Source organism: Billgrantia desiderata (assembly GCF_900108215.1).
Lineage (GTDB): Bacteria > Pseudomonadota > Gammaproteobacteria > Pseudomonadales > Halomonadaceae > Halomonas > Halomonas desiderata.
In genome coordinates this window covers 77791-90397 of sequence record NZ_FNVC01000001.1, presented here as the reverse complement: position 1 = coordinate 90397, position 12607 = coordinate 77791, and the positions used below count along the sequence as shown (strand labels likewise).

Annotated in this window: 11 protein-coding genes; 4 read left to right on the top strand and 7 right to left on the bottom strand. The window is 65.7% G+C overall.

The annotated features are described in order from the left end of the window. Window positions 1-206 precede the first annotated feature (206 nt). The gene (gene ppsR / locus C4S71_RS00465; protein WP_010628352.1) at window positions 207-1040 is read left to right on the top strand and encodes a posphoenolpyruvate synthetase regulatory kinase/phosphorylase PpsR; all 834 of its coding nucleotides are present in this window, start codon (window positions 207-209) and stop codon (window positions 1038-1040) included. A gap of 13 nt (window positions 1041-1053) precedes the next feature. Then, complete coding sequence (locus C4S71_RS00460; RefSeq protein ID WP_103967829.1) at window positions 1054-1836, top strand: DUF3750 domain-containing protein; 783 nt, start codon at window positions 1054-1056, stop codon at window positions 1834-1836. Window positions 1837-1845: 9 nt separating this feature from the next. On the opposite strand, the gene C4S71_RS00455 is transcribed toward C4S71_RS00460, so the two are convergent. The 6 genes from C4S71_RS00455 to C4S71_RS00430 form a co-directional block, all read right to left on the bottom strand. Next, entirely contained in the window at window positions 1846-3051 is a 1206-nt protein-coding gene (locus C4S71_RS00455) for a CaiB/BaiF CoA transferase family protein (RefSeq protein ID WP_103967828.1), read from the bottom strand. A 23-nt stretch (window positions 3052-3074) separates the two neighbouring features. Further along, window positions 3075-4256, bottom strand: coding sequence for an acyl-CoA dehydrogenase (locus C4S71_RS00450; RefSeq protein WP_103967827.1), 1182 nt, complete (start codon window positions 4254-4256; stop codon window positions 3075-3077). Window positions 4257-4341: 85 nt separating this feature from the next. After that, a complete protein-coding gene (locus C4S71_RS00445; RefSeq protein WP_235014111.1) occupies window positions 4342-5754 on the bottom strand; it encodes an MATE family efflux transporter in 1413 nt (470 codons plus the stop codon). 99 nt (window positions 5755-5853) lie between these two features. Next, the gene (mmsB, locus tag C4S71_RS00440) at window positions 5854-6750 is read right to left on the bottom strand and encodes a 3-hydroxyisobutyrate dehydrogenase (RefSeq protein WP_086509634.1); all 897 of its coding nucleotides are present in this window, start codon (window positions 6748-6750) and stop codon (window positions 5854-5856) included. A gap of 59 nt (window positions 6751-6809) precedes the next feature. Further along, window positions 6810-7964, bottom strand: a complete 1155-nt coding sequence (locus C4S71_RS00435; protein ID WP_103967825.1) for an enoyl-CoA hydratase/isomerase family protein — start codon at window positions 7962-7964, stop codon at window positions 6810-6812. 16 nt (window positions 7965-7980) lie between these two features. Further along, window positions 7981-9150 (bottom strand): acyl-CoA dehydrogenase family protein, encoded by a 1170-nt coding sequence (locus C4S71_RS00430; protein ID WP_010628345.1) that lies wholly within the window; start codon window positions 9148-9150, stop codon window positions 7981-7983. Window positions 9151-9370: 220 nt separating this feature from the next. Between C4S71_RS00430 and C4S71_RS00425 the strand changes: the two genes are divergently transcribed. After that, window positions 9371-9811, top strand: a complete 441-nt coding sequence (locus C4S71_RS00425) for a MerR family transcriptional regulator (RefSeq protein ID WP_010628344.1) — start codon at window positions 9371-9373, stop codon at window positions 9809-9811. Between the two features lie 113 nt (window positions 9812-9924). Further along, window positions 9925-11628, top strand: coding sequence for an AMP-binding protein (locus tag C4S71_RS00420; protein ID WP_103967824.1), 1704 nt, complete (start codon window positions 9925-9927; stop codon window positions 11626-11628). 80 nt (window positions 11629-11708) lie between these two features. Here the strand turns inward: C4S71_RS00420 and gcvA are convergent, their stop codons facing one another. Beyond that, window positions 11709-12596, bottom strand: a complete 888-nt coding sequence (gcvA, locus tag C4S71_RS00415) for a transcriptional regulator GcvA (protein WP_086509631.1) — start codon at window positions 12594-12596, stop codon at window positions 11709-11711. Between the last annotated feature and the right edge of the window lie 11 nt (window positions 12597-12607).

Sequence of the window (12607 nt, the reverse complement as noted above, 5' to 3'; positions counted from 1 at the left end):
AAAGCGCAATGCTGCCCACCTTAAACGCAAGCGGCCATATTCGCCATTGGTCTAACATCGAAGTCACTGGAGGTTTTTTACAACAACGGCTCGATTTGACCGATTCCTGTAGTCAAGCCGCACTCTGGGGCGCGAAGCGGTACCTTGCCGCCACGCTCGGTAGCCCGGACAATGGAGTTCCCTACACAACGAATAGCGCCGACGACATGCCTCGCACCGCCTTCTTCATTTCCGACGGCACCGGCATCACCGCCGAGAGCCTGGGCCGCAGCCTGCTGGCACAGTTCGAGAACGTCGAGCTGCGCATGCTGACCAAGCCCTATATCGACTCCCTCGACAAGGCACGCACCCTGGTCGACATCATCGAAGCCACGGCGGTACGCGACGGTGAGGAGCCGATCATCATCGACACCATCGTCGACGAGTCGATTCGCGAGGTGATTCGCCGCGCTCCGGGCTTCAAGGTGGATATCTTCTCGACCTTCCTCAAACCGCTGGAACAGGAGCTCGGCACCCATTCGAGCTACACCGTGGGGCGCACCCACTCCATCGGCAAGGACGAAGTCTACATGGACCGCATCCACTCGGTTCACTTCGCCCTGGACAACGACGACGGCGCCCGCACCCACCAGTACGACCAGGCCGACGTGATCCTGGTCGGCGTGTCGCGCTGCGGCAAGACGCCAACCTCGCTCTACCTGGCACTGCAGTTCGGCATTCGTGCCGCCAACTATCCCCTCACCGAGGACGACCAGGACGAGGACGGCAACCTCAAACTGCCTCCCGCCCTCGCCAAGCACCGCCACAAGCTGTTCGGGCTGACCATCGACCCGCGCCGACTGGCTGCCATTCGTCATGAGCGCCGGCCCAACAGCCGCTACAGCTCGCTGGACCAGTGCGTACAGGAAGTGGAGCAGGCGGAAGGGCTCTACCGCCAGATGCACATTCCCTTCATCGACACCACACGCTTCTCGGTGGAGGAGATTTCCACCCGCATGATCGCCGAGACGGGACTCACTCGGCGCTTCTCGCCGCGCTGAGACCCAACTCACCATGCGCAAGCTGTCTCTGGGGCTGCTGCTCCTGACGTTGCTGCTGATCGGTGGGCCACTCTACATGTGGCAGTTCGGTGGTATCGATACCCGCGGTGACTGGCGCAGCGCCGACCGCACCATCGCAGGACTGGCCCCAGTACCAAGCGAGACCCCCGCTGCCGTGGTGCAGGTCTACTCGGCTCGCGCCTTCAACTGGCGCGGCATCTTTGCCGTGCACGCCTGGGTGGCTACCAAGCCGGCGAACGCCGACAGCTATACCCTGCACCAGGTGACCGGCTGGGGCCGCCCCGCCCTCACCTCGCGCGCCGGCACGCCCGACCGTGCCTGGTTCGGCAGCGCACCGACGCTGCACGCCACCCTGTGCGGCAGCGAAGCCGAAAGCGCCATCGCGCGGATCGAGGCGCTGCTGCCCGAGTACCCCTATCGCGAGCACTATCGCGCCTGGCCGGGACCCAACAGCAATACCTTCGTGGCCTGGCTGATTCGCGAAGTGCCGGAGCTGGATGTGGCGCTGCCCTCCAGCGCGATCGGCAAGGACTACCTGGGTGGGAGCGTACTGGCAGCCACCCCCAGCGGTACCGGCGTGCAACTGTCGCTGGCCGGCATGCTCGGCGCCGCGGCAGGGCTGAGAGAGGGGCTTGAACTCAACATCGGCGGGCTGGTGCTCGGCATCGATCCGGCAGCGCTCGGCGTCAAGCTGCCCGGCGTCGGCACCCTGGGATTGCGAGACGGCGGCCGGTCGCGGGGAGAGTGTCCACCACTGCCGACCGTCGCCAGCTGACTCAGCCGATCAGCGCACGATGCCTTCGCGGCGCAAACGGGCGATGTCGTCCTCGGTCAGGCCCATCTCGGCGAGTATCGCGTCGCTGTCCTGGCCCAGCCGGGGCGGCGCCACCTCGCTCAGTGCGGGCTCGCTGTCGAAGCGCAGCGGACAGGCCACCTGGGGCACCTCGAGCTCGCCGCGCGCGAGGGTACGCTGCATGCCGCGGTGCTTCACCTGGGGATCGTCGAACACCTCACTGATGGTGTTGATGGGCCCGGCGGGGATGCCCCGCGCCTCCAGCTCGGCCAGCCATTCATCGCGACCACGAGTCAGGAAGATCGACTGGATCAACGGCACCAGCACCTCACGGTTGCCCACTCGGGCGGCATTGGTGGCATAGGCCGGGTCCTGGGCCCACTCAGGATGGCCCAGCAGTTCGGCAAGACGCGAGAACTGGGCGTCGTTGCCCACGGTGAGCACCAGATGCCCGTCGGCACAGGCAAAGGCCTGATAAGGCACGATGTTGGGGTGGGCGTTGCCGTGACGCTCGGGCGAGACCCCACTGACCAGGGCATTGAGCGCCTGGTTGGCGAGCGTGGCCACCTGCACGTCGAGCAGCGCCACGTCCACGTGCCGCCCCTGGCCGGTGCGCTCGCGCTCGTGCAGCGCGGAAAGCACGCCAATGGTGGCGTAGAGCCCGGTCATCACGTCGGTGATGGCCACGCCGGTCTTCATCGGCATGCCGTCCGGCTCGCCGCCGATGCTCATCAACCCGCCCATGGCCTGGATCATGAAGTCGTAGCCGGCGCGGTGCGCATAGGGGCCATCCTGGCCGAAGCCGGTGATGGAGCAGCCGATCAGGCGTGGATTGAGCGCCTTGAGGCTGGCGTAGTCGAGGCCGTACTTGGCCAGGCCGCCGACCTTGAAGTTCTCGAGCATGACGTCGGCGCCGGCGGCGAGCTGGCGGATCAGCGCCTGCCCCCGCTCACTGGCGACGTCCACCGCCAGCGACTGCTTGCCGCGATTGGCGCACAGGAAATAGGCCGCCACCCGCTCGGCCTCGTCATCCTCGGCCAGCCACGGCGGCCCCCAGCCGCGGGTGTCGTCGCCGCGCTCGGGATGCTCGATCTTGATCACCCGCGCCCCGAGATCGGCGAGCAGCTGACCGGCCCAGGGGCCGGCCAGTACCCGCGACATGTCGAGCACCGTGATGCCTTCCAGCGGTCGACTCATGCTTGCACTCCCTTGGCCCCAGCTCAATTGGCGAAGGCTTGAATGCCGGTCTGAGCGCGACCCAGTATCAGCGCGTGCACGTCGTGAGTGCCCTCGTAGGTGTTGACCGCCTCGAGGTTCATCATGTGGCGAATCACGTGATATTCGTCGGCGATGCCGTTGCCTCCGTGCATGTCGCGCGCCACCCGGGCGATGTCCAGCGCCTTGCCGCAGTTGTTGCGCTTGATCAGCGAGATCGCTTCAGGCACCAGTTGGCCTGCGTCGATCATGCGGCCGACCCGCAGCGCCGCCTGCAGGCCCAGGGCGATCTCGGTCTGCATGTCGGCGAGCTTCTTCTGGATCAACTGATTGGCGGCCAGCGGCCGGCCGAACTGCTTGCGATCCAGAGTGTACTGACGAGCGGCGTGCCAGCATGCCTCGGCGGCACCCATGCTGCCCCAGGCGATGCCGAAGCGGGCGCGGTTCAGGCACGAGAATGGCCCCTTGAGGCCGGTCACGCCCGGCAGGCGCTGCTCGTCGGAGACTTCCACGTCCTGCATGGCGATCTGGCCGGTGATGGAGGCGCGCAGGCTGAACTTGCCCTCGATCTTGGGCGCCGAGAGCCCCTTCATGCCCTTCTCGAGGATGAAGCCGTTGATCACGCCCTCTTCGTCACGCGCCCACACCACGAACACGTCGGCGATGGGCGAGTTGGTGATCCAGGTCTTGGTGCCGTTGAGGCGCCAGCCGTTCTCGGTGCGGGTGGCACGGGTGGACATGCCGCCCGGGTCAGAGCCATGGTCGGGCTCGGTAAGACCGAAGCAGCCGACCCACTCGCCGGTGGCCAGCTTGGGCAGGTACTTCTCGCGCTGGGCTTCACTGCCGAAGGCGTGAATGGGGTACATCACCAGGCTCGACTGCACGCTCATGGCGCTGCGGTAGCCGGAGTCGACGCGCTCCACTTCACGGGCGATCAGGCCGTAGCTGACGTAGTTCATGCCGGCACAGCCGTAGCCGTCGATGGTGGCGCCGAGCAGGCCAAGCTCACCCATCTCGTTCATGATCTCGCGGTCGAAGCGCTCGTGGCGGTTGGCCTCGAGCACCCGCGGCATCAGCTTGTCCTGGCAGTAGTCGTGGGCGGTCTGATGCACCATGCGCTCGTCTTCGTCGAGCTGATCGATCAGGCGGAACGGGTCTTCCCAGGTCATGGGGGTAATGTTGCTCATGGCGGCTCTCCTGGAGAAATATCTACATTTTCATCGAATGTAGAGCAAAACAGCCGGAAAGCCAAGTCCCTTTTCGCTCGATTCCTTACACTTTTGGCCGCACTGAACCGGCCTCGTGTGCCTCCATGGACAAGCCGTCGAGGCGCCGACGCAGCGCACCCCAGGCCACCAGGCCCACCGCCACATTGGCCAGGAAGAGCCCGATGAAGATGCCCTCGACGCCACCCAGCACGCCACCCAGCCACGCCAGCGGCACCGTCAGCAGGAACAGTCGAACCACCGAGAGACGCATGGCGCGAGCCGGCTCGTGCAGCGCATTGAACGATGACACCGCCAGGATCACGACGCCCTGGGCGCCCAGCCCCAGCGGCACCCACCACAGAAAGCTGCGCAGCACCTCGCTCATCTCGCCGCCCGGGGTATAGCTGGCGACGAGCCAGGGAGCCAGCAGCTGCAGTAGCAGCCAGATACCGAACTGCCACACCAGCACGAAGACGAAGCAGCCGAAGATGGCCCGCCGTACGCGCTCGTGCTGCCCTGCCCCGGCGTTCTGGCTGACCAGCGGCGGCAGCGTCATCGACAGCGCCAGTACGCCGATCTGAGCGATGGCCTCGATGCGCGTGCCCACGCCGTAGCCCGCTACCGCATGGTGGCCGTGCCCGGCGACGATGCGGGTCACCAGCGCCAGGGCCAACGGCGTGAACACGCTGGTGATCGCCGCCGGTACGGCAATGCGGCCCAGCTCGCGCCACGACGCCAGCAGCCCGCTCGGTGTGAGATGGCGCAGGTCGAGGCACTCGCGCAGCTCGCGCTGCCAGAACAGCGCCGCGGTCATGGCGCTCCAGCTCAGCACCGTGGCCAAGGCCGCGCCCTGCACGCCGAGCGCCGGCAGCGGCCCCACGCCGAAGATCAGCAGCCAGTCGAGCAGGCCGTTGAGCAGTGCCGCCAGCGCCATCATCAGCCCGGGGATCAGGGTGTTGCCCTGGGCTCGCAGCACGCTGTTGAGCACCCGCGGCACGATCAGCGCCGCCGCGCCCAGGTACCAGATGCCCATGTAGTCATGGATGTGCGGCATGAGAGTGGCGTCTGCCCCCAGCAGCCGGAACAGCGGCTCCAGCGTGGCCAGGCCGAGCAGGCTCAACACTACGCCGACCGCCAGCGCCAGCAGCGCGGCATCGGTGGCCCTGCGCCGCACCGTGTCGTGATCGCCCCGTCCCAGCAGGCGCGCCACCACCGCCGAGGTACCGATGCCCAGGCCGATGGCGAGGCTGATCACTGCGAACACCACCGGAAAGGTGAACGACACCGCCGCCAGCGGCTCCGCTCCCAGCCGCGCGATGAACCAGGTGTCCACCAGGTTGAAGCTCATCATGGCAAGCATGCCGCCCACCACGGGCAGACACTTGCGCAGCAGGGTCAGGGCAATGGGACCTTCGAGCAGCTCACGGCGCATGGGGCGGCGTTCGCCGGAGCCGGAACGTGGGGAAGTGGATGTCATGAAGCCTCGGAAACCAGAAGCGGGCACAAGATTGTGCCCGCTTCCAGGGTAAGTGCCAAAACGGATTCGACTCTATTCGCTAGCCCCTATCGCTAGCCCCTATTCGCCCGCGCGGTAAAGCTTCTGGATACTGGAGAAGTCGAGGCCGCCGTTGCCCTGGGCCGCATGCAGCGCGAACAGGTTGCGTGCCTGGGAGCCCATCGGCACCGTAGCCTTGCAGCCCAGCGCCAGCTCCCACGCCAGCCCGAGATCCTTGGCCATCAGGTCGGTGAGGAAGCCGCCCTGGTAGTCGCGAGAGGCGGCGGAGCCTTGCATCACCCCGGGCCATGGGTTGTAGACGTTGAGCGCCCAGTTGCCGCCGCTGCTCTGCTTCATGATCTCCGAGAGCACTGCCGGGTCGAGGCCGTTCTTGACCCCCAGCGCCAGCGCTTCGGCGGTGCCGCTCATGAGAATGCCGAGCAGCATGTTGTTGCAGATCTTGGCGACCTGACCGGCCCCCACCTCGCCGGCATGGAAGATGTTCTTGCCCATCGCTTCCAGCACCGGCCTGGCCTGCTCGAAGCCGGCCTCGCTGCCACCGACGATGAAGGTCAGAGTGCCGGCCTGGGCGCCACCGACACCGCCGGAAACCGGCGCATCGAGGTAGGTCAGGCCACGCTGCTCGGCGCCCGCACCCACCGCGCGGGCGTCTTCCGGCGAGATGGTGGAGGCGTCGATGATCAGCGGCTTGCCCTCCAGGGCATCGAACAGTCCCGGGGAGTCGTCACGGCCGAGATAGAGACGACGCACGTGCTGGCCGGCCGGCAGCATGGAGATGACGACCTCGGCGCCGCTGGCCGCACTCTGTGCGCTGGCGCAGGCACGCGCCCCGGCGCTCTCAAGGTGCTTCATGGCGGCCTCGACGAGATCGAAGACACTGACCTCATGGCCGGCCTTGACCAGGTTATGGGCCATCGGGGCACCCATGTTGCCCAGGCCGATGAAGGCGATTTTCATGCGAGCTGCTCCTGATTGTCGTTATGGCGTTATGTCATGGTCGGGAATGCGGATATCGTTCAGCGTACCCGCTCGCCGCAGTCGAGATCGCGCAGCGGATGCTCCTCCGCGCTCCACAACGGCTCGAGCAGCGCCTGAAGGTCCGCTTCGGGCACGTCGTCGACGCTAGCGTGCTGCCACTTGGGATTCCTGTCCTTGTCGATCAACAGCGCGCGAACCCCCTCGGCGACGTCTCCACGACGACAGCACTGCACCGAGAGGTTCAGCTCGTCGCGGAAGGCGTCGGCCAGGCTGGTATGCCTGTGGCGTTCCAGCATGCGCCACACCAGGTGAGCGCTCAGCGGGCTACCCGCTTCGAGGCGCTTGCGGTTGGCCGCCAGCCAGGCGTCGTCACGGGCGTCCGCGAGGATGCGACGCACGGCCGCTGGCGCATCGATCTGGGCCGTCAATGCCTGAACGTGATCGAGCAGCGGCCACACCTGAGCGGCAGGTGCCTGCCGGCGCGCCTCGAACTCGTCGAGCACACTCTGCACGCCGGCCTGCAGGTCGCGCCGGCTGCGCGTGCCGTAGTCGGCCGCCCCCAGCGCCTCGAGCAATTCGCTACGCCGCTCCCGCGGCACGAAGTGATCGGCCAGGCCCAGGTCGAGCGCATCGCGGGCGTTGAGCTGAGCGCCGGTAAGGCCGAGATAGGCCCCCACGCCCGGCGGCATGCGGTTGAGAAACCAGCTTGCGCCGATGTCCGGGTAGAGGCCGATGGTGATCTCGGGCATGGCGATCAGCGTGGTCTCGGTCACCAGACGACGAGAAGCGCCGGCCATGAGACCCAGGCCGCCGCCCATGACGATGCCGTCGCCCCACACCAGGATCGGCTTGGGGTAGCGATGGATGCGGTAGTCGAGGCGATATTCCGTGGTGAAGTAGGTTTCGGCAAAGAGGCTGTCGCGGCCGGCACCGCGATTTTCCCCCTCTTCGGTCATCGAGCGGTACAGCGCCACCACGTCGCCACCGGCACAGAACGCCTTCTCGCCGCTGCCCTCGAGCCATACCGCCACGATGCTGCGATCCACCGCCCAGGCCTGCAGCTTGGCATCCAGCTGGCGGGCCATATCCAGCGACAGGGCATTGAGCGACTTCGGTGCATTGAGGGTAGCGATGCCGACTCTCCCTCCATCCCGGGTCGGCAGTTCATCGAAGATGACCGCAAGGTCCGTCATGCCTGCTTTCTCCTTGTCATTGCTGAAGCGCTTCGATCGTGCCGTCCGTCAGCAGACGACGGGCCACGATGACACGCATGATCTCGTTGGTACCCTCGAGGATCTGATGCACGCGGGTGTCGCGCACCATGCGCTCCAGGGGGAACTCTCTCAGGTAACCATATCCGCCATGCAGCTGCAGCGCTTCGTTGCAGACGTTGAAGCCCATGTCGGTGGCAAAGCGCTTGGCCATGGCGCAGTATGCGGTGGCCTCCGGATCGCCCTGATCGAGCCGCCAGGCGGCATGTCGCACCATCAACCGGGCCGCCGTCAGCTCGGTGGCCATGTCGGCCAGCTTGAACTGTAGCGCCTGGAAGTGGGCCAGCTCGCGGCCGAACTGCTTGCGCTCCTGCAGGTAGTTGCGCGCCAGGGTCAAGGCGTGCTGCGCGGCCCCCAGCGAACAGCTGGCAATATTGAGCCGACCGCCGTCAAGCCCCTTCATGGCCAACTTGAAGCCCTGGCCTTCCTCGCCCAGCAGGTTGCCGACCGGCACGCGCACGCCGTCGAAGCTGATCAGCCGGGTGGGCTGGCTCTTCCAGCCCATCTTCTCTTCGTTCTTGCCGTATTCGATACCCGCAGCGTCCGCCGGCACCAGAATCGCCGACACGCCACCGGCACCGCTGTCGGGCGCGCCCGTGCGCGCCATGACCACCAGCATGTCGTTGGCGCCGGCGCCGGAGATGAACATCTTGGAGCCGGAGATCACATACTCATCGCCCTCGCGCACGGCCTTGGTACGCAGGCTGGCGGCATCCGACCCGGAACCCGGCTCGGTCAGGCAGTAGCAACCCAGGCACTCGCCGCTGATCAGGCGCTCGACCCAGGTTTCCCGAAGTTCGTCGCTGCCCCAGCTGGCCACCATCCAGGCCACCATGTTGTGAATGGTAAGATAGGCGGTGGTGGCGATGCAGCCCTGGGAGAGCTGCTCGAAGATCAGCGAGGCATCCAGGCGCGACAAACCAAGCCCGCCGCGCTCTTCGGGGATGTAGATGCCGAGGAAACCCGCCTCGCCGGCCCGGCGTATGACGTCGACAGGAAAATGCGAGGTAGCGTCCCATTCGGCGGCGTGGTCGGCCAGCTCTGCCTGCGAAAAATCGGCGGCGGCCTGGACCAGCGCCCTCTGATCGTCGGTTAGGGAGAATTCCATTGCGGTTCCTCAAGATATTTGGCGTAGCGCACTTCCAGCAGCAGCTGGCTTGCACGGCCTTCAAGGCCGAGCTTATGCCAACCAACCTAGCACTTGCTAGGTTTTATCGCATACATCCCTTGGTCGACAACCACTTTACGTTAACGTCAACGTCGTCTAGTGTTGCGGTTATGTGGAGGGACACTGCAAGACGGCCCGCCCAACTCATAGGAAAACAACGATGAACATATCCAAAGCGGAAGTCAGTTCCCCGGCCAACGGCAGCCTGACGCGACAGCGTCGTACCTATTCCATCGGCGAGCTGGCCCGGATGTTCGAGGTGACGCCGCGCACCATCCGTTTCTATGAGCAGGAAGGGTTGCTGGCGCCGGAGCGTCGCGGCCAGACCCGTATCTACCACGAGAAGGACCGCGTTCGTCTCAAGCTCACCCTACGCGGCAAGCGCCTGGGCTTCTCGCTGGCCGAGATTCGTGAAGTCATCGAGATGTACGACGCCATGCCCGACGGCAACGCCAGGCAGCTCAAGCGGCTGCTGGAGATCCTCGCCGACAAGCGCAGCAACATGGAGCGCCAGCTCGAGGACATCCGCCTGATGCAGCGTGAACTCGACGACGTCGAGATGCGGGCCAGGGAAGTGCTGGAACGCCTCGACCAGAGCTAGCACGCCCGACTGCCCTCTTGCGCCCAAGCCACGTCGAATTCAGGGCGGGCTGACATGTCAGTACCCGCCCATCGTCAACCGACTCCAACTGCCACAACAAGACGGGTAACACGATGACACGCCAAGCACTTCAACAACGCGCCTCGAACAGCTACGTCAGCGGCATCAGCGATACCCCGCTGAAAGGCGAGACCATTGGCGACTGCTTCGACGCAACGGTGGCACGCTTCCCCGACGGCGAGGCCCTGCTGAGCCTGCATCAGGGGCTGCGCTACACCTGGAAGGAGCTGCAGCAGGCGGTGAATCAGGCGGCACGAGCCATGCTCGCGCTGGGCGTGAAGAAAGGCGACCGGGTCGGCATCTGGTCTCCCAACTGTGCCGAGTGGACCATCACCCAGTTCGCCACGGCCAAGATCGGCGCCATTCTGGTCAACATCAACCCCAGCTACCGTACCCATGAGCTCGAATACGCACTCAAGCAGTCCGGCACCTCGACGCTGATCCTGCAGGGCAAGTTCAAGACCTCCGACTACGTGGCCACGCTGGCAGAGCTGGCACCGGAGTTGCGCGAAGGTGCTCCGTCCACCTTCTCGGCCGCCAAGCTGCCCGAACTCAAACGCGTGGTGTGTCTCGACGCCGACCGCGCCCTGACCGGCATGTTCAGCTGGCAGAGCATGCTGGCCCACGCCGACGAGGTCTCCGAGGAGCACCTGGCCGAGATCCAGGCCACGCTGCAGTTCGACGAGCCGATCAACATCCAGTACACCTCGGGCACCACCGGCGCACCCAAGGGCGCCACCCTCTCCCACCACAACATCCTCAACAACGGCTTTTTCGTCGCTCGTACCATGGACTTCTCCGAGAAGGACCGCCTGGTGATCCCGGTACCGCTCTATCACTGCTTCGGCATGGTGATGGGCAACCTGGGCTGTGTGACCCACGGCGCCACCATGATCTATCCGGGCGATGGCTTCGACCCGGAGGCCACGCTCAAGGCGGTATCCGACGAGAAGGCCACGGCACTCTACGGCGTGCCGACCATGTTCATTGCCGAGCTGGAGCACCCCGACTTCGCCCAGTACGACCTCTCCACCCTGCGCACCGGCATCATGGCGGGCTCGATCTGCCCCATCGAGGTGATGCGCAAGGTCATCGACAAGATGCACATGGAAGACGTCACCATCTGCTACGGCATGACCGAAACCAGCCCGGTCAGCACCCAGACCAAGACCGACGCCCCGCTGGAGAAGCGCGTGACCACGGTGGGCACCATCCATCCCCACCTGGAGGTCAAGCTGGTCAGCCCCGAAACCGGCGCGGTGGTGCCGCGCGGCGAGACCGGCGAGCTGTGTACCCGCGGCTACAGCGTGATGCTGGGTTACTGGAACAACGAGGAGGCCACCGCCAAGTCCATCGACAGCGCCGGCTGGATGCACACCGGTGACCTGGCGACCATGGACGAGGAGGGCTACATCGCCATCGTCGGTCGCATCAAGGACATGATCATCCGCGGCGGCGAGAACATCTACCCGCGCGAGATCGAGGACTTCCTCTACACCCACCCGGCCATCTCCGACGTACAGGTGATCGGCGTGCCAGACGAGAAGTACGGCGAGGAGGTGATGGCCTGGGTCAAGCTCGCGGAAGGCCGGAAGCTCAACGCCGACGAGCTCAAGGAGTTCTGCAAGGGCAAGATCGCCCACTACAAGATCCCGCGCTACGTGAAGTTCGTCGACGAGTTCCCGATGACCGTCACCGGCAAGATCCAGAAGTTCAAGATGCGCGAGGAAGCCACCCACGAGCTGGGCCTGGCCTGATCCTCAGCAAAGCCGTAATGTGGCGACCATAGCACCCCTGCCCCGGCAGGGGTGCTTGCGTTGGTACCGCAGATGCCGTTTCAGTCGATGCGCTCGCGTATCCAGTCGATGAAGGCGCGCACCTTGTAGAGCTCGGCCATGTGCTCCGGGTAAGCCATGTAATAGGCATCCCGGCTCTTCAGGCTGAACGGCCAGGGCACCACCAGCTTGCCCTCGTCGATCTCCTCGTCGACCAGGAAGCGCGGCACCAGCGCCACGCCGCAGCCGGCCTGCGCCGCCCGCAGCGCCATGTAGAAGGTGTCGAAACGCGGCCCATGGTAGCTGTGCTCGGTGTACTGGCCCTGGGCATCGAACCAGTCGTGCCACGCCTCGGGCCGGGTGGCGCTCTGCAGCAGCACCAGCCGGGTCAGCGCCAGCGGCTCCTCCACCTTCATGCCTGCCAGCGCCTGGGGCGAGCAGACCGGCACCATCTCCTCCTCGAGCAACTTGATGCACTCGGCCTTGGGCCAGGCCCCGTGGCCGAAGAAGAACGCCACCTCCACCCGCTCCTGCTGCATGTCGAACGGCTCGACACGGTTGCTGATGTTGAGGTTGATGTTGGGATGGCGAAAGCGGAACCCGTTGAGCCGCGGGATCAGCCAGCGCGCGCCGAAGGTAGGCAGGGTAGCCACGTTGAGCACGTCCGCCTCTCCGCCGTAGGACTGCATGTAGCGCGTCGACATCTCCACCTGGGCCAGAATCTTGCGAGCCTCGCCCAAGTAGATCGCCCCCTCGGGGGTAAGGTGCAGGCGCCGACGGATGCGCCGGAACAACGGGTGCTCCAGGATCGACTCCAGCTGTGCGACCTGCTTGCTCACGGCGCTCTGGGTCAGGCTCAGCTCGTCCGCCGCGCGGGTGAAGCTCAGATGGCGGGCCGCCGCCTCGAAGCACTGCAGCCCGGCCAGGGAAGGAAGGTGCCGACGACTCATTCAGCCCGCCT

What these genes read in the sequence shown, in the direction of transcription:
- C4S71_RS00420 (WP_103967824.1), top strand. Translation starts at nt 9,925, where the DNA reads ATGACACGCCAAGCACTTCAACAACGCGCCTCGAACAGCTACGTCAGC.
- C4S71_RS00435 (WP_103967825.1), bottom strand. Translation starts at nt 7,964, where the DNA reads ATGACGGACCTTGCGGTCATCTTCGATGAACTGCCGACCCGGGATGGA.
- ppsR (WP_010628352.1), top strand. Translation starts at nt 207, where the DNA reads ATGCCTCGCACCGCCTTCTTCATTTCCGACGGCACCGGCATCACCGCC.
- C4S71_RS00460 (WP_103967829.1), top strand. Translation starts at nt 1,054, where the DNA reads ATGCGCAAGCTGTCTCTGGGGCTGCTGCTCCTGACGTTGCTGCTGATC.
- C4S71_RS00455 (WP_103967828.1), bottom strand. Translation starts at nt 3,051, where the DNA reads ATGAGTCGACCGCTGGAAGGCATCACGGTGCTCGACATGTCGCGGGTA.
- mmsB (WP_086509634.1), bottom strand. Translation starts at nt 6,750, where the DNA reads ATGAAAATCGCCTTCATCGGCCTGGGCAACATGGGTGCCCCGATGGCC.
- gcvA (WP_086509631.1), bottom strand. Translation starts at nt 12,596, where the DNA reads ATGAGTCGTCGGCACCTTCCTTCCCTGGCCGGGCTGCAGTGCTTCGAG.
- C4S71_RS00450 (WP_103967827.1), bottom strand. Translation starts at nt 4,256, where the DNA reads ATGAGCAACATTACCCCCATGACCTGGGAAGACCCGTTCCGCCTGATC.
- C4S71_RS00425 (WP_010628344.1), top strand. Translation starts at nt 9,371, where the DNA reads ATGAACATATCCAAAGCGGAAGTCAGTTCCCCGGCCAACGGCAGCCTG.
- C4S71_RS00445 (WP_235014111.1), bottom strand. Translation starts at nt 5,754, where the DNA reads ATGACATCCACTTCCCCACGTTCCGGCTCCGGCGAACGCCGCCCCATG.
- C4S71_RS00430 (WP_010628345.1), bottom strand. Translation starts at nt 9,150, where the DNA reads ATGGAATTCTCCCTAACCGACGATCAGAGGGCGCTGGTCCAGGCCGCC.